This window comes from Sporolactobacillus vineae DSM 21990 = SL153 (assembly GCF_000377985.1).
Taxonomy (GTDB): Bacteria; Bacillota; Bacilli; order Bacillales; family Sporolactobacillaceae; genus Sporolactobacillus; species Sporolactobacillus vineae.
In genome coordinates, this window is the sequence record NZ_KB899046.1 from 154,166 (window position 1) to 171,748 (window position 17,583).

The window sequence follows — 17,583 nt, forward strand, 5'->3', positions numbered from 1 at the left end:
GTTCTCAATTAACAGAGTAACTCGACCTGTGATAAAAAGAAAGTCAGATGATCAAATCAAAAAAGATGTCCGGGCTTAATTCATGCCCGGACATCTTTTTTGATACTGTAAAGTTTAATTATTTCTCCGCCGTCTCGAGAAGAAAACTACTGCTCCGCCGGCAACCAGCAGAACTGCTCCGGATGCCATTGCAACGATATCGTTCGTATCGCCTGTCTTTGGTAATGAGCCCGAGTTATTCTTCCCTGGTTTACCCGGAAGAGTCTTCACATTCACTATTGCTTCAGTACCTCTGACAGGAGCCAAATGGTACTTGCCTGACGCCAGTCCTTTGAAATGGACATGACCTTCAGAATCTGCCATGACCCCGTGGGTAATGACGTGACCATCCTGATCAACCACATTATACGTAGCACCCGGCTTGCCAGTCAGCTCTTTAGTGATTGTCTTCGACTGATCACTCGCGGTAATTTCAACTGCTTTGGCCTGCCCTTTGCTGATCGTAAATGGAATCGGCGTACTATCCAGCAGATAATTTTTCGGTGCCTTTGTTTCAACGAAGAAGTACTTACCCGGTGCTAGTCCCTTGACAACAAACTGACCATTATTATCCGTTGTCAGCCCGGTCTTCAGTGCCTTTCCGCTGCTGTCTTTAAGTGTAAACACGGCGCCTTGAAGGTGAATGTTCTTATCATTCTTATCCACCTTCGTCAGAACCGCATCTCCAGGAGTCAGCTTATCTGTTGCCGTAATCGGAATTGCTTTGACGTCTGTTGCGGTCACTTTGAACGGATACGGTACAGTATCCAGATCATAACCATACGGTGCCTTAGACTCAACAAAGTGATAATCGCCAGATATCAGATTTTTAACCGTAAACTGACCATTGCTGTCGGTTGTCCATACAGATGGAAGCGATTTGCCGCCCGCATCCTTAGTGACAACACGATTGTTGCTGTCATAAAGTTTGAACTCAGCCCCCTGAAGGTGGATATTGCTGTCGTTCTTGTCCTCCTTCGTCAGCGTGACTTCATTCTGTTTGTCTGTAGCCGTAATTTCATGAGCCTGAGCATCTTTATTCGTTACGGTAAATGGATAGTGAACCGCATCTAGATCATAGCCAGCCGGTGCCTTGGTTTCTTTAAAGTAATAGGTCCCAGGTGTCAGTCCGTTCACTGTAAACTGACCATTCTTATCTGTTGTCCAGGTCGTCGGGAGCGATTTGCCATTTACATCTTTGGTAACCAGCTGATTGTTACTTTCGTAAAGCTGGAACTCTGCACCTTGAAGGTGGATATTATTGTCGTTCTTGTCCACTTTAGTTAACGTAATCGAATTTATTTTATCTGTTGCCGTAATCGGTATTGCCTTAACAACCGTATTCGTCACTGTAAAGGGAATCGGTGTTTTATCCAGTTGATAACCGCTTGGTGCTTTCGTTTCAACAAACTGATAGTTACCAACAGGCAGACCATTAATCGAGAACTGACCATTCTTATCTGTTGTCCATCTGGATTGCAGATCTTTACCTGTTACATCTCTTGTAACTGCATTCCCCTTGCTGTCCTGAAGTTCAAACTCTGCACCAATAAGAACTGCACTTTTATCATTTACATCTGACTTAGTGAGCGTGACCGTATTAAGTTTATCCGTTGCAGAAATTGAAGCTGCAACCTTCGTATCTGTATTCTTGATTGTAAATGGATACTTAGTGGCATTCAACTCATAACCGCTTGGTGCCTGTGTTTCAACAAACTGATAGTCACCTGCCTTGAGGTTCTTAACAGATATCTCGCCATGGTCATCCGTTGTCAGTGATGAACTTATCGCTTTACCATTTGCATCTTCAGACACGGTGTTGCCCTTACTGTCTTGAAGTTCGAACACCGCTCCCTTAAGTTTAGAACTCGAGTTGTTCGCATCAGATTTGATCAATGTAACAACATTGTCTTCATCTGTCAGCCTTAATTTTACAGGAACTGGTTTATTACCCGTTTTGTTAATCCCATCAATTGTAAATGTCTGAATTTTATCATTCAGCAAATAGCCATCAGGTGCATGAATCTCTTTAATTGTATAATCACCTGTTGATAACCCGGTTGCACTGACAACGCCATCAGCATCTGATGTTAACTCTTTTGTTCCATCTGGGCCAGTTAACTGGAAAACAGCACCTTTCAATCCTACGTTACCTGAACTGTCAGTTTTAGTCAGTGTCAATGATCCCTTATAATCTTGCACGGTTATTGACTTAGTTGCCGGAGGCTGATTATCAACAGTTGATTCCGGAACATTAACGGATACTAGATTATCGTTTTTCTGATATCCCGCCGGCGGTGTAACCTCTTTTAGCATGTATGCACCGGGTCTTAAATTACTGAATGTCAGCGTTCCATCCGATCCGGTTGTCTGGTCGGCAACTGTCTGACCATCATTATCTTTGGATGGAGCAGATCCATCTGAATTGAGCAATTCATATTCTGCTCCTTTCAGTACGGTGTCTGTATGATCGCCATCTACCTTGGTCAGTTTGATACTTCCCGGCAGCATCTTGTCGGTTACGGAAACATCCTTGGGAAGAATCTGCCCTTTATCAATAGTAAATGGTATCGCCTGAATACTCTTGGTATAACCAGTCGGTGCTTTGGTTTCAATCAGTTGATAGTTACCCGGAGCCAGATCTTTCACGGTCACCGTACCATCGAGACCTGTTGAAACACCCGTTTTAACGGCAGCTCCGGTACTATCAACAACATTAAATACAGCTCCACTCAGTACTGATCCAGTCGACTCATCTGTTTTAATAATGTGCGCATCACCAGGAGTTAGTGTGTCATAGGCTGTTACCGTTGCATCTGCTACAGACTGCTGGCCAGGAACAACCGTGACGTCAATTGGTGTTGGATCAAGTTGATAATTTGTCGGTGATGTGGTTTCTATGAACTGATAATGTCCCGGTGCCAGATCATTAACTGTTATTTGTCCGAATTGATCTGTAACAAGGTGTTCTTTAACCCATACTTGATTCCCCACACTGTTCAAACGAACAATCTTATATTCAGCACCATGAAGAAGGGTATTGTGATCTTCAGCCGCTTTCTTAATCAATTTTGCACTGCCAGGGGTCAATGTATCATAAGCACGCACACTGACAGCAGTTGTCTGCCCTTTATCGACAACGGCTTTGACTAAATCGTTGTTCACATTATAATTTGTCGGCGCTTTAGTTTCTTTAAAATAATAAGTACCCGGTTTTAATCCATCCACAGAAATTTTACCATTTTCATCCGTAGTCAAATTTTGCTTAACTTCTATTGTCTTATCACTACCCAGCAAATCGAATGTTGCACCCTGAAGTGTTTTTGTATGATCCTCAGAGTCATATTTTGTCAGGATGAGACTCCCCGGGGTCTCGGAATCAATGGCTGTTTTTGTAACTGCCTGAGTTTGTCCCTTGGTAATTGTAAACGTGATTGGTGTCGAATCTGTATCGTATCCATTAGGTGCCTTAGTTTCAATGAATTGATAATTGCCAGGCTTCAGACCATCATATGAGATTTGACCTTTGTCATTTGTTGTTAAATTATCCTTTATTAATTTACTGGATGAATCTTCAAGCTTATAGACTGCACCTTGAAGTCCAAGTTCTTTGTTATCTTCACCATATTTAGTTAGAATAACGCCGCCGGTTTTTAATGCATTAGGCGCATGTATCTTTAAAGTTTCTTTTTGACCTTTTACAATCGAAAAAGTGACTGGGGTTTGATTCAAAACATAACCATCGGGTGCTTTCGTCTCGACAAATTGATAATCTCCTGGTTTAAGATTATCTACAAAAATTTTTCCGTCACCATTGGGGTCAGTGAGACCGCTTTTTAATGTTTCTCCCTTGTTGTCCTGTAGTTCAAATACAGCTCCTGTCAGAGGAGCATCATTATTATCAAAGTCAACTTTTGTCAATTCTACACTACCAGTTTTCAGACTATTTGTTACTGGAAGTGATAATGGATTTACTTGTCCTTTTTGAATTGTAAATCGAATCGAAGTGTCTGAAACAAATGTATAGTCATCATTAGCGGCCTTCGTTTCCACAAAATGATAATCTCCTGGTTTAAGATTGTCGACATTAATCTGACCATCTTCGTTTGTTACTAACGGTACACCATTAATTTTATTGTTATTTGCATCATACAAGTCAAACTCGGCGCCTGAAAGCACATGACCGTCATCCGCATCCGTCTTCGTTAAAACAACGGATCCTCTGGTTAAACTGTTGGTTATCGTACCAAGATTCTTAACCGTTGTCTGATCAGCAGCGATCGTGAATGGGTGCGGAGTAGGATCAATAGCATAATTGACGGGTGCCTTCGTCTCAACTAGCTGATAAGTCTTCCCTAATTCAAGATTTGGAATGGTCAGCTGACCATTCTGATCGGTTGAGAGGGTGCCGAAGCCCGTAACTGGTTTACCATCCTGATCCTGCAGCTCGAATTCTGCTCCTTTAAGTTTTACGTTTGGATTATCTGAATCCACTTTTATCAGTTTTGCAGACGGTTTGTTGTCTACAATAGTCGTTTGTACACCGGATGTTGATGTTGTGCTGTTGATTGAGACTTTCTTCCCATTCATATAATCTGTATTCAACATGTATCCATCTGGAGCTTTTACCTCTTTTAATAGATAGTTGCCGTATCTTATCGCTCCAAAGGTTAATTTCCCATCTGTATCCGTCGTACCGGTGCGAAGTATTGTTGTCCCATCTGTTTTCAACAACTCGATTGTTGCCCCAGAAAGCGGATTTTTCTTAGAATCTGTTTTTAAGATCGACAGGCTTCCCTTTTCACCGGTTGCTGTTCCGCCTCCAGTTGTTACTTGAACCTGCGCTGAACCATCATTCTGTTGTGTCTGGGTTGTAACATTATCCCCAGAAATGCTTACTTGGTTCTGAACATCTCCACTATCCCCGGCTATATTAATTAATGAGCTATATTTAATCACGTAAGCAGTGTTTATATGTTTATAATCACCAATGAATGTCAATACAAAGTTCTGTTTCCCAGTGGTATTGTCCGTTGTTATTTTCAGTGTATAATCGGTTTCTCTGGCTAATTGTTTACTGGTATCCGGAACAAGTTCTTTACCATCATAAACGGGACCCTTATCATCGTATTTAGCAGCATATACTTTATAATTATCCAGATTTGGATCAAGAATTTGATCTCCCTCATGGCCTGCCTGAGGATCAGGATTATCGGTTACAACGACATTCTGCAAATCTGACTGGCTTGCATTGACATTGATTGTCCAGTCAATACTTCCTTCGTTTTGCTGACCGTTTTTGCTGATTAATTCTCCACCATGACTGATGGATACCTTACCAGTAATATCACGCGGAGGGTAAGTACCATTATGATAAGTCGCAATATTTGTGTAATTATCTTGATCATGGATAACTTGTCTCACAAGCGATGTTTTAAAGATCACCATATATTGCTTCGTATCATCTGTTCCGGTATTAAAATCTACTCTTAGCACGTTATTGCCCTGAGATGGAGGAGTCACAGTGTACCCTTTTGTAAGTGGATCACCTTCATTAACTGTTCCATCGGATTTAATTGTGTAAGGCTTAACGAGCACCTGATTATTATCATCATATGGAATAAACTGCTGATTGTCTGTTATCGGATCCGTGATATACGCATTGGTAGCTTTCTCGCCATTATAGTTTACTCCGACCTTCCACGTTATTTCCTTGGATATTGGATTGTAGGATCCGTTTTTAAAACCGTTAAATTGGGTTGAGTTATTCAATGGTAAATCCTTTTCCGCCTTATCAGTATGTGACCCGCCGCTCTTATCTGTCCAAGTTGCAACAGCTGAATTCTTCGCCGTATCAGGATTTGAAAAATCAACATTGAATTTTGTCTGATAAGTGATTGTCAGCTGGCTACTGGTCGTCGCATTTAAATCAATTTCAAATCCGTTGGTCCCTTCCAGATTTGTAGGTGTTACCTTGAATCCCGTTAAATATTTGTTATTTGTATCATCATGGATCTTCATAGAACCAGGTACATACGCTAAAGCACCACTATCGAAAGTGTCGGCCAATTTCCAGTTTTGCATTTCATACTTACTTTTATTAACCGTAAATGACCAATTAATCGTTTTGTTTTCATAATCCGGGCTTGAAGCATCCTTAACGAGTCCTTGAGAAACAGCGGTACCAGAATCCTCGCCTGTAGCCCCTGTTCCTGTTTCCACGGAGTTAAGATAAGTTGAATCCTGTGAAGATGTATTAGAATCGATATAAACGCCATCATTTACTTGTGTCTGATAAGTGATCACATAGGGCGTATTTACATCATTTTTAAAATGGATGGTGAATCCGGTATCCGTCTTAGTAAGCGAATAGTCAGTACCCTCTTTTAAAGCTGTATTACTAAATGTTGGGGTAGCACCGTTAAATCCAGTTACTTGTTTAATTGTAAGTCCGTCAAGCAAGTGCAATTTATCAGTTGGAAATGTGTCGGTAATTGTCGCATCTTTTTGGTCAATATGCTTTGAGGCAAAATTATAGTCAAGTTTCCACCCAAATGTCTGGGAAGGGCCATCATAACTTGTTTTTGTCTTATCTATCATTTTCCCAAAATTTGCTGTAACAGTTGCATCTGCTGAAATAGCTGCAAGACCATCACCACTGAATGAAGCAGTATTTATCAAAGAAACGTTGCCGCCATCATCCGGGATGGTTGCATTGTTTATTGATGTCTCGTACACAAGTTCATAGGCGGAATTTATTGTTCCGTTGAATGTCACCTTCCCATTAGCAGGATCCACATCATAGCTCGATGGATCCACGAGGCTGCCCCGGTGAGGAGTACCATCAACATCCATCCCGAGGTTGTATACCTTAATGGAGGAAAAGTTTGTCTGCAGATTGCCATTCCTATCTTTGGGCCAGTCTTCTGTTACTTTTGCGTTAGTTACAGAAGCAAGCTTTTTATTTATATCTACTGTCCAGGTTACCTGAGTTGGATTAATATCATTATTCAAGGCCCCTTGTTTCGTAATCGTTTTGTCAACATTGGGTGCAAAGTGAACTATCACAGGTGGTGCTGTATCCTTTACTGGGAAAGTGATCGTCTGTGTTGTAGGTCCACTAATTTGTGCCTGATCAAATTGAGTTTTTATATACAATGTGCCTTGGACATTGGAGTCAGTGCTTACATTTTGATTAAAAGTCATCACAACATGTCCGTGAGTATCAACAGTAAAAGTGCCATAATCACCTAGAGTTCCGTTGGTAATCGGTGTATGCATAATAAATTCTTTTGGCAAGTCGAACGTATAGGTATCTCCACTTTTAACATTTTTCCCTATGTCATCAGGAATTGACCATGTAAAATCAATATTTACAGGGGCATCTGTTTTTGCAGGATTGTCAGCATCATAAGGCTGATTACTAGAATCCGTGAGCGTTACACTGTCAAGTATATTTGTATTCCCGAAAACTGCAGATGTATCAGCTACAGAAGAGGCGTCAAAAAGAGTGACACTTTTTAACCCTGCTCGCTGTAGTAAATTTGATTTTGAATTTGTTTCATTGTCGCTTGATGGTGAATCTTGAATGTTTGTACCTTTCACATCATTTTCAGATGATTGTGTACTTGTCTTATTGTTTGTACCACTAGATGATGTACTTGAAGAGTTTAAGTTTATAGTATTGCCGCTATCTGCAGACGATATTGCATTACTGCTCGACGAAATCGTTGCAGAGCTCGAACTTCCCGTACTGCTGAATGACCCTGAATTTGAAGAGGAACCTGCCGTACTACTTGTAGACGATTTAGCGACCGCAGAACTTCCATTACTCGTATTCTGATTGTCATTAACTGTCCACACTGGCACAGCATATGGACTATTCGCGATGTTACCGAGATCGAACTTGATTTCGCTCTGGCCTTCCTGCAGATCATTGTTGAATGTTGCCGGAAGAGCAATCTTACCCTTCGCGCTAGACAGTGCTGTTGCTGTCTTATTAATTGTCAGTGTCAGCGCATTGGTCTTGGTGTCAATCGAATAGCTGCCGATTACAGTTGTGTTATCTGCAAGCTTGATGTCGCCCTTCAAAGCACTCGAGTCGAACTGAAATTCTTTTGGAATGTTTATCGTTGTTGTATATAGCTGTTTGGTCAGACTCTGGAGCAGATTCTGAGACAGATTGTAATTGTATTCAACGTTAACCTTATTGTCTTTCTGAATCGGATCGTTCTGAGACACTTCCTTAGTCTGGTCCGGCTCAGTTCCTGTAGTCAGTTGAACAGGTTTCGTTGCGTCAAAGAACTGGCTGTTGTTCGGAGTCATTGATGTATTGCCCGTTTCTGCCAGTGCATTACTCAGCGGCGAAATCGACATCTGACTGAAAATGACAAATATGGAGACGGCAATGATGAACAGTTGCTTGAACAGTTTTCTTTTCTTTGTCTTTTTGAGTCCAAGCGGCAGTCTTTTTGATCTCATAAAGTATTCCCCTTCCTTATCTTAAAAGCTTGTTTCTCTTTGATAAATTATGTAAATTCCAGGACTAATGGAGCGTATCAAGTAGTTACGTGGACGTTTTCGATCTCCAGCCGGCAGAATTCATTGACTGAACTGGAAATAAGACAGGAAGCTCTGCAAAATCATCCCATCATTCGAGTAAAGAAAAGTGTACTCTCGAAAACTATACAGTTTCTGAACATTTTCAAAAAAATGTCGGTTTTTGTCATATTTATGGTACTTTAGTCACAGACTGTTGCCTGTAATTGGGTACAAAAACCGGGCTTCTCTTCTTCAGAGAAGCCCGGCTCGTTTTTTCTTCAATTGTTACGTCTTATCCCATGGCGTTATTGCTGCCCTTATATTTTTCATAGACACGGATGGCGCCTTCAATGTTGCCCGTCTGGTTATACAGGGTGATCTCGTACTTCATGCATTTCTCGTCGTCCGGCTCGATCCGGTCGATCTGCTGGCAGATGTCCAGTGCTTCGGTATAAAGGCGTTCCTTCATCAGGAAATCGATCAGATGATAGGCGTGTTCCAGCCAGAGCTGGCAGAGACGGATGCGCTCCGACTCGGCCCAGAGATAACTGTAATCCGCAAAATAGTGATTGTGGTACGCTTTGCACAGACGGATATGTTCCTTATAATTACTGCGCTCAATTGTCGGCAGGCGGGATACCGCCGCTTCCCATTCTTCAGCATCAATCGGTGTACCGTCAAGATCCAGCGAGTAGCCGATATCATTTTTCACAAGGCGGTGATGAAACGGCAGTTTCTCCAACAGCTTGCGGATCTGGTAGATCGTCGAATAGAGCTGCGTATTCGCCTTCTCCGGATCACTGTCCGGCCAGAGAAGATCGATCAGCGTCTCCTTGCTGACAAACCGGCCGTGCTCTTTCAGCAGATAGGCATAAAGTTCCCGCGCCCGTGATGTCCGCCATTTCACCGGTATGTATCGCTTCCTGCCCTGACTGTCCAGCCGGTAAAATTTGAGGCTTTCAAAGCATTCAATACCATATGTTTCCTTCTGCCCTGTTGCCGGCCTGCCTGCAGACTGGCGGTTCCTGATGAGACGCCGGATCGTCTTGTCGATCCGGCCTTTCATGATCGGCTTCAGAACATAGTCGACGGCATTAAGGTCAAAAGCCTTGACCGCAAACTCGTTATAGGCTGTAGTGAACACAATCTGAATCGCCGTATCTTCCGACTGGAGCCTCTCCGCCAGTTCGATACCGCCAATTTCCGGCATTTCGATATCCAGAAAAGCCACATCCGGGTGCCGCTGTCCGGCATCCTTCAGTGCTTTTTCAGGATCGGAATAGGCGCTGATCTGTTCGAATACGCCTGTTGCTTTCAGTAAATGGTCAAGCTGCCGACAGGCCAGCGGTTCATCATCAACGACAATCGCTCTCATGCAGACTCCTCCTCTATTGCGGGACTGAGGATTACGTTCTCTTTTCATATGCATTACACGATCATTACACTAATTATAACATGAGAACAAATTCAGGTATCGTATCCGGGCTGCCTTTCAGCTTCAGCCTATTCATTTTCCTCATCTGAACTGTTAAAATGATTTCCGTAGGTGCGACCGTACCGGCTGGATACCGGCATTTAGGGTTTTTCAGGGGCTATGCCGCATCAGAGGAGTGACTGACATGCGCAAATACCGTCTTCCGGCGATGATTACAGTGATTGTGAGCTATCTGGGACTCTTTTTGATCTTTTTCGTCTGGTCGCATTTCAGCGGCTATTCAGGACCTGCAGCCAGTCACGGCATTCTTGACCTCAGCCGCTGGAATTTTGAACAAAAGGGAACGGTCCAGCTCAACGGCGAGTGGAACTTTTATCCGAATCAGCTTCTGACATCAAAATCTATCAAGGAAGGCCTGGGAAAAAACCGGATCTATATGCCGGTACCCGAAAATGCGCAGAGTCTGAAAAATCATAAGATGTATGACCTGAAAAACGGGACCTACAGACTGCTGATCCGGGCCGATCGCCATCAGGAAATGTTCGGACTGCAAACATCGGTCATTTACAGTTCAAATAAAATTTATATGAACGGAAAGCTTGTCGCCCAAACCGGGAATCCCACATCCGGTGATGACAGCCAGGCTTCGCTAAAGCCGTCCGTCAGTTATTTTCCCATGCATCGCGGGGTTAATGAACTCGTTATCCAGGTTGCCAGAGCAAATGGCAATACCGGCTGGGGCATCGCCAAACCGCTGACTTTCGGTCTTCAATCGCAGATTTCACGGACGCATGATCTGATATTGTTCAACGACCTGACCATGATCATTGCCTTTTTCATTATGGGCCTGTACTTTTTCGGATACTATGCGCAGCGCCGCAAGGATCTTTATCTGCTCTTTTTCTCGATGATCTGCCTGCTTTTCTCACTGATCATTTCCTGGATCAGCGGCGGACGGGTCATCTACCTGATCTGGCCCTCCCTGTCCATGCACGCCGTGATATGGATTGAGTCTTTGTCGACATTGTCTGCCGGAATGGCAATTCTTTTATGTATCTACTTTTCCTATCCGTCATTCCGGTCGAAAAGCATCGTGATCAGCGGCGGCGTGATTTCACTGCTCACCCTGTCCGGTGACTTTTCCAGTCTGCCGGCCATCGTTTCGGCAACGATGATCCTGCATTCCCTGCTTGCCGGGTCAATCCTGATCTATACCTCCTATATTTTTGTACTCGCGATCATTAAAAAAGTGGAGAGCAGCGTCTATCTGATTATTGCCGCTTCGGCAGCCAGTATTTTCGTGATCGTCACCACGATCAATAGCTTTACGTCGAAACCGCTCTATTCTGTTTACTCGCCTTCTTCGCTGATCTTTCTTCTGATGCTGTCGCTGATGCTGTCCCAGCGCTTCTCTAATGCCTTCCGGCGCAACGAACAGCTTGCCAGCGAACTCGTCCGGAATGACCACCTTAAGGATGAATTCATTGCCCGGACATCCCATGAATTCCGGACACCGCTAAACGGCATCATTAATATCGTTCAGACGATGCTTACTGAGGAAGAAAGCCATCCGAAATCGATTCGCGATGAAAAGGACAAGCTCTACCTGATCACCCGGATCGGTTACCGGCTGTCCGAGCTGGTCAATGATATTCTTGATCTGGAGAAGATCAAACAGGGATCCCTTGAAATCAAGCCGGTTCCGCTCGATGTGTATACGGCCATCCGGGCGGAACTGGCGTATTATGAACTCCTGGCATCAAAGAAAGGGCTGACTGTTGAAAACGACGTCCCCAAAAACCTGCCGCTGATTTTCGCTGATGAGAACCGTTTCCGGCAGATTATCAATAATCTAGTGGATAATGCGATTAAATACACCCATCATGGAAAAATTACGCTTGATGCAAAGTCGGCAGGGCATTTCATTGAAGTTACGGTTGCCGATTCCGGCGTCGGGATACCGAAATCGGAATTTCAGAATATCTTCCAGGCGTTTGAACGTCATGATGCGCTGAATCAGAGCGAAGGGGCCGGACTTGGGCTGAGCATCGTCAGGCAGCTTGTCGAACTGCAGCGCGGAAAGATCTGGGTAGATTCCGAAGTCGGCATCGGATCGGTTTTCCATGTCGCTCTGCCACTGTTTGATGAGAAGAAAGGGCTTGTTCCCGGATCGGCCGTCAGTCTGCCGGGCCGGGCTTCAGCAAAGGAACAGATCAGTTCGATGAATGTGCCGGAATTAAAAACACCGTATCACTCCCGGCAAGTACATGCGGCAACGATCCTTGTGGTAGATGACAATACGGATAATCTGAAAGTCCTGATCGATATGCTGGAAGGCATACCATATAATGTAATTGCCGTAAAAGACGGCCGGGAAGCATTGGATGAAGTCGCCCATACACCGCTTGATCTGGTCATTCTTGATCTGATGATGCCGGGCATGTCGGGCTATGATGTCTGCAGAAAAATCCGGGAATCCTACAGTCTGACAGATCTTCCGGTGCTGATGCTTACGGCAGCGATCATTAATGACGACAAGCATTTTGCTTTTCGTGCCGGCGCCAATGATATTTTACAGAAGCCTTATAATTTTTCCGAATTCTCATCAAGGATCCGCGGCCTGATTCTCATGAAACAGACGGCCAGTCAGGCGGCCAATATGGAGGTTGCTTTTCTGCAGTCGCAGATCCGTCCGCACTTTCTGTACAATGTTCTGAATTCGATCATCGCGCTGAGCTATGAAGATATTGAAAAGTCACGGGAAATGACCGCACAGTTTGCCAGCTATCTGCGCAGCAGTTTCGATTTTCAGAACACCTCGGAAATGAGCTCGTTCAGTAAAGAAATCAAACTGGTTAAATCCTATCTGGCGATTGAAAAAATGCGTTTTGAAGACCGGATTCACGTGGCCTTTACCATCGATCCGGATCTTGACTTTCCACTGCCGCCGCTGATGATTCAGCCGCTTGTCGAGAACGCCGTCCTGCACGGCATCGGCAAATGCAAGACCGGGGGCAAAGTCGCCGTTTCCGCCCGGCGTAACGGAAACGACTGTGTGATCAGCATATCGGACAATGGCGTCGGTATGTCTGAGGCACAGGTTGCCGGCCTGATCTTGGGGAGCAGCGGCAGCGTCGGCCTGAAGAACATCAACAGCCGGCTGAAACATTTTTATGGCAGCCGGCTGACGGTCGACAGTAAACAGGGGAAAGGCACAACAATCTCAATGCAGATTCCGGTGAAGTGAGCGGAAAAGATCGGCACTGTTTGAATTTAAAGCAAACTGAGGATCAAGTGCCGGAGAGTTTAATCCGGATCGAAGAGATAAGACAGACTAACCTTAATGGAGGAGAGACGATTTGTCATCCTTTCTGCTCCATTAAGGTTAGCCGGGTATTGACATGGCCAACAATACCGCCTGTCAATTGCTGTTCTTGCGGCCAAATCTGGCTTTCAGGCCACGCCTGATCACTTGAAAGAATGTCAGCGATTTGACCATTCGTTCCGGTTTTACATATTTGCGTATCTCACGCAGAACTCTCTTCGGATTTCTGGATGAAAAAGAATATGTGCCATTTTTCTTTGTGCGTATCGCATAACGCGGGATCCATTTGCCCCTGAACATCACTGACGCGACAACATAATCCACTGTATCCCAGGGAATCTGGACATATTTCTTAGCATCCCGGTCATTATAAAACTCAAAGCCCTTGTCGCCAATCATGATTTTTCCATAGTCAGTCAGTCCAATATAAGAGGTAGCATTCGTCACAAAGTCGACTCTTGTGTTGATCGATTGAACCATTTTCTCTTACCCCAATCTCGTTCATCTCATTGACTCATTATACGTTCTCCCTGATGATTAAACAATATGGCACTGTCCGCCTGACAGCAGGCCCGCAGTATGTTGTAAAAAAGCCTGAAGTCCCTGACTTAACAGGAATCAGGCTCAAATATTATGGGAAATCTGTGGAGATTCAGGTTCTGTGCGCACCAATCATTGTTTCTAAATACCAGGACCGAAGTCTTCGCTGTTACATCACGTTGAGTACGTGGAGGACAACACCGACGACGAACAGGCCGAGAATGATCACGATCGGAGAAACTTTCTTCTTCAGCAGCCACATGCAGAAGAGAGTCAGTACCAGTGCTGCCAGACCGGGAATCAAGCTGTCCAGGTTATTTTGCAACGTCGTTACTTTATGCGCTTCCAGTGACAGACCGGCTGCCTGTTGTTCCAGAGCGGATTTAATTCCCTGAGCTCCGGCAGGTAAGTTACTCCAGTCAATATAAGCACCTTTGTCAAGTTTAACGGAGGATACAACCGGCGTGAATTTTATCGATACCCAGCGGTTAACCAGCGCACCAAGGATAAACATACCAAGGATCGACGCGCCTTTGGTAATATCCTGAAGCAATCCGCCGGACAAGTCTTCGGTAATTTTCGATCCGGCCTTGTAGCCGAATTCCTGTGTGTACCACATGAACGCCATACGGATAATATTCCAGCCGACGAAGTAAAGAATTGGTCCGAGAATGTTACCGGTCATTGCCAGCGAAGCAGCCAGCGCACCAAGAATCGGTTTCACTGTGAACCAGAAGACCGGATCGCCAATACCTGCCAGCGGTCCCATCATGCCGACTTTAACACCCTGAATGGCTACATCGTCAACCGGTGCACCGTTTGCACGTTCCTCTTCAAGTGCCAGGGTAACACCGATAATTGGTGAAGCGACATACGGATGCGTGTTGAAGAATTCCAGGTGGCGTTTCAGGGCTTCAGCGCGATCTTCCTTAGTTTTGTATAATTTTTTTATTGCAGGAATCATTGTATAAGCCCAGCCACCGTTTTGCATACGTTCATAGTTCCAGGAACCTTGAAGGAACGTTGAACGCCACCAAACGGAAATACGATCTTTCTTTGTTAATTTCAACTGTTCTGCCATTTTATTTTCCCTCCTTCTCAGTAATTGTCAATGATATCGCCTAATGGGTCACCGGTGTTGCTGCCTCCGCCCTTACCTGAACCGCCTTGTTTGGTCAGAGCCAGATAGATCAGGGCAAGAGCAACACCGATTGCACCTAGGCCGATCAGTGTGATTTGTGTTACCGTCGCTAATACGAAACCAATTGCAAAGAAGGGCCATACTTCCTTTGTCGCCATCATGTTGATAACCATTGCATAACCAACGGCAACGACCATACCACCACCGATGGCTAAGCCGCTTGTCAGCCAGGTCGGCATCGATGACAGCAAGCCGCGAACGGGGCCGGCACCAACAGCCAGGATCAATGCAGCCGGGATGGCAATACGCAGGCCCTGCATGCAGATGGCAATGATGTGCCACATTTCAACTTTTCTGAGACTTCCTTCTTTCGCTGCTGCGTCCATAAAGTGAACAAATGCAGTGGCGATCGTACGGCAGATGATCGTTAACAGCAGACCGGCAACGGCCAGCGGAATGGCAATCGCGATCGCTGAAGATACGCCGGCGCTGCCCTGCCCGCCAAGAACCAGGATAATTGCTGATGCAATGGATGCCAGCGCAGCATCAGGCGCTACGGCGGCACCGATATTTGCCCAGCCAAGGGCAATCATCTGAAGTGTACCGCCCAGGATAAGACATGGGATTAAGTTTCCTGTTACAATACCGATAAGCGTGCAGGCAATGACTGGCTGATGGAAATGAAATTCATCCAGGATCCCTTCCATACCAGCTAGAAATGCGACGATTACGACTAATATCATTTGTATAAAGTTCAAATCCATGATTATTAATCCTCCGTTTCTCCTGATAATTATGATTTTTTCAATCTATTTAGTTCATCTTGAGCCTTCTTTAGAATTTCGTTCATGTCACCTTTTGAGTCGTTCGGCACTTTGCGTACGTCGAAGTCCAGACCATATTCTTTTAGCTTAACGAACGCGTCAATATCCTCCTGGCCGAAGGCGAGCACCTTGTTCGGCTGTACTTTGCCCGGCGAGTGGGCCATCGAACCGACATTGATCGTCTTCAGCGGGACGCCGCCCTCAACTGCTCTAAGCGCATCCTGTGGATTCTCAAACAGAAGCAAGGCACGCTGACCGCCGAAATGCTTATCATCCTTCGCAAGTTTGATCATTTGATCCACAGGAACAACATGTGCCTTCACGCCTGGCGGAGCTGCCTGCTGAATCAATTTCTTCCGAAGGTCATCCTCGGCTACGGCATCAGAAACGACGATGATGCGTGTCGGCTGTGTCGTCTTGGCCCAGGCCGTCGCCACTTGTCCGTGAAGCAGACGGGAGTCGACGCGTGCCAGGACATATTTAAATTGACCGGGGGCACCCGCATTTGATCCTTGCGAAGAAGCTGCAGCCGCTTCTTTTGCCGGCGCTAATGCTTCAGGTCTTATTTTGACGCCTTCCTTAGCCGCACCCAAAATATGTGCAGCGATGTCCCGTGCGGTGTTCAATGAAGCACGTGAAGCGTACGCTTCGATTAACATTGGTAAGTTCAGTCCAGCAACAATGGCCCATTTGTCTTTATGCGCTTCAAACAAGCTGTTGGCCTGATTGAACGGTGTACCGCCCCAGAGATCAACCAGGAACAGCACTTCTTCCTGATCGTCAAAAGAGGCGATCGCTTTTTTCATTTTCTCCTTAATGTCATTGGGGCCTTCGTTTGGCATTAAGGTCACTGTTTTGACATTTTTCTGCTCTCCGAAAATCATTGAGCCGGATTGGAAAATGCCTTCAGCAAAACCGCCGTGGCTTGCCAGGATAATACCTACCATTTGTTCCATACCTCCTATGTCAAATATTTGTAACTTAGAACCTTGCTCAATCATCCGGGATGTAATCGTTTTCATTATCATGAAATGAAACACATACCGGATCGATCTGCCGTTTGGAGCGTTCCTCACCTCCCTTCATGGCATGGACACAGTCAGGCGGAATTTATACCAAACCCTTTTCAGAAAGCGACTTCCAAAGATTCTTTGAACTATCATTGGAAACCTTGCGGACATCAAGTTTAATGCCACGATGATGAAACCATTTGAACGCTTCGACATCAGCCTCACTGACAGCGATTGCATCGGTAACCATGACACGCGCAGCGTCAAAGCTTACCGCACCAATGTTGATCGAGCTGACCTTTACACCGCCTTCGACCACACGTTTTGCATCGACGGGATCCTCAACCAGAATCATCGGCTTTAAAACATCAAAACGGGGATCGTGATAAATTCTGATCATCTTCTCCACCGTAATGACATTGGTTCTGATCCCAAGAGGTGCAGCCTGTATGATCAATGTCTTGCGTGTCAGGTCCCGTGCCACGCGGTCCGACACAACTAAGATCCGATTCACATTGATCGCCTTTGCCCAGTTTGTGGTCACTTGCCCGTGAAGCAACCGGCTGTCAATACGTAATAAACGAACATCCATCGTCATGATCATCCGCCACCACTTTCAGTGCGTCCAGGATAACAAGTACCACTCTCCACCTTATTCGAGTAAGAAATCCATGTATTCGCATTTTCTGAGTTATGCTACCTTTTTTCTTGTTTGTTTTTTAAATCAT

The 17,583-nt window shown here is 45.0% G+C and carries 8 protein-coding genes; 1 reads left to right on the plus strand and 7 read right to left on the minus strand.

Translation table 11 applies throughout. The annotated features are described in order from the left end of the window. Positions 1 to 114: 114 nt before the first annotated feature. Positions 115 to 8,520, minus strand: coding sequence for a SpaA isopeptide-forming pilin-related protein (locus tag D889_RS0108425; protein WP_010630726.1), 8,406 nt, complete (start codon positions 8,518 to 8,520; stop codon positions 115 to 117). A 352-nt stretch (positions 8,521 to 8,872) separates the two neighbouring features. Beyond that, a complete protein-coding gene (locus D889_RS0108430; protein WP_010630727.1) occupies positions 8,873 to 9,955 on the minus strand; it encodes a response regulator in 1,083 nt (360 codons plus the stop codon). Positions 9,956 to 10,199: 244 nt separating this feature from the next. Here D889_RS0108430 and D889_RS0108435 point away from each other — a divergent pair, with 244 nt between their 5' ends. Beyond that, positions 10,200 to 13,262 carry a hybrid sensor histidine kinase/response regulator gene (locus D889_RS0108435; protein ID WP_010630728.1) on the plus strand — a complete coding sequence of 1,021 codons (3,063 nt, stop codon included), beginning with the start codon at positions 10,200 to 10,202 and terminating at the stop codon, positions 13,260 to 13,262. A gap of 174 nt (positions 13,263 to 13,436) precedes the next feature. On the opposite strand, the gene D889_RS0108440 is transcribed toward D889_RS0108435, so the two are convergent. The 5 genes from D889_RS0108440 to D889_RS0108460 form a co-directional block, all read right to left on the minus strand. Beyond that, a complete protein-coding gene (locus tag D889_RS0108440; RefSeq protein WP_010630729.1) occupies positions 13,437 to 13,820 on the minus strand; it encodes a DUF956 family protein in 384 nt (127 codons plus the stop codon). Between the two features lie 229 nt (positions 13,821 to 14,049). Beyond that, positions 14,050 to 14,961, minus strand: coding sequence for a PTS system mannose/fructose/sorbose family transporter subunit IID (locus D889_RS0108445; protein ID WP_010630730.1), 912 nt, complete (start codon positions 14,959 to 14,961; stop codon positions 14,050 to 14,052). A 17-nt stretch (positions 14,962 to 14,978) separates the two neighbouring features. Next, positions 14,979 to 15,785: a PTS mannose/fructose/sorbose transporter subunit IIC gene (locus tag D889_RS0108450; RefSeq protein WP_018962276.1), complete on the minus strand. Its 807-nt coding sequence runs from the start codon at positions 15,783 to 15,785 to the stop codon at positions 14,979 to 14,981. A 29-nt stretch (positions 15,786 to 15,814) separates the two neighbouring features. After that, complete coding sequence (locus D889_RS0108455) at positions 15,815 to 16,792, minus strand: mannose/fructose/sorbose PTS transporter subunit IIA (protein WP_010630732.1); 978 nt, start codon at positions 16,790 to 16,792, stop codon at positions 15,815 to 15,817. Between the two features lie 163 nt (positions 16,793 to 16,955). Continuing rightward, positions 16,956 to 17,453, minus strand: coding sequence for a PTS sugar transporter subunit IIB (locus D889_RS0108460; RefSeq protein ID WP_010630733.1), 498 nt, complete (start codon positions 17,451 to 17,453; stop codon positions 16,956 to 16,958). Positions 17,454 to 17,583 lie beyond the last annotated feature (130 nt).

Coding starts and splice junctions, on each gene's coding strand:
- D889_RS0108445 (WP_010630730.1), bottom strand. CDS start 14,961: ATGGCAGAACAGTTGAAATTAACAAAGAAAGATCGTATTTCCGTTTGG.
- D889_RS0108435 (WP_010630728.1), top strand. CDS start 10,200: ATGCGCAAATACCGTCTTCCGGCGATGATTACAGTGATTGTGAGCTAT.
- D889_RS0108440 (WP_010630729.1), bottom strand. CDS start 13,820: ATGGTTCAATCGATCAACACAAGAGTCGACTTTGTGACGAATGCTACC.
- D889_RS0108460 (WP_010630733.1), bottom strand. CDS start 17,453: ATGACGATGGATGTTCGTTTATTACGTATTGACAGCCGGTTGCTTCAC.
- D889_RS0108430 (WP_010630727.1), bottom strand. CDS start 9,955: ATGAGAGCGATTGTCGTTGATGATGAACCGCTGGCCTGTCGGCAGCTT.
- D889_RS0108450 (WP_018962276.1), bottom strand. CDS start 15,785: ATGGATTTGAACTTTATACAAATGATATTAGTCGTAATCGTCGCATTT.
- D889_RS0108425 (WP_010630726.1), bottom strand. CDS start 8,520: ATGAGATCAAAAAGACTGCCGCTTGGACTCAAAAAGACAAAGAAAAGA.
- D889_RS0108455 (WP_010630732.1), bottom strand. CDS start 16,792: ATGGTAGGTATTATCCTGGCAAGCCACGGCGGTTTTGCTGAAGGCATT.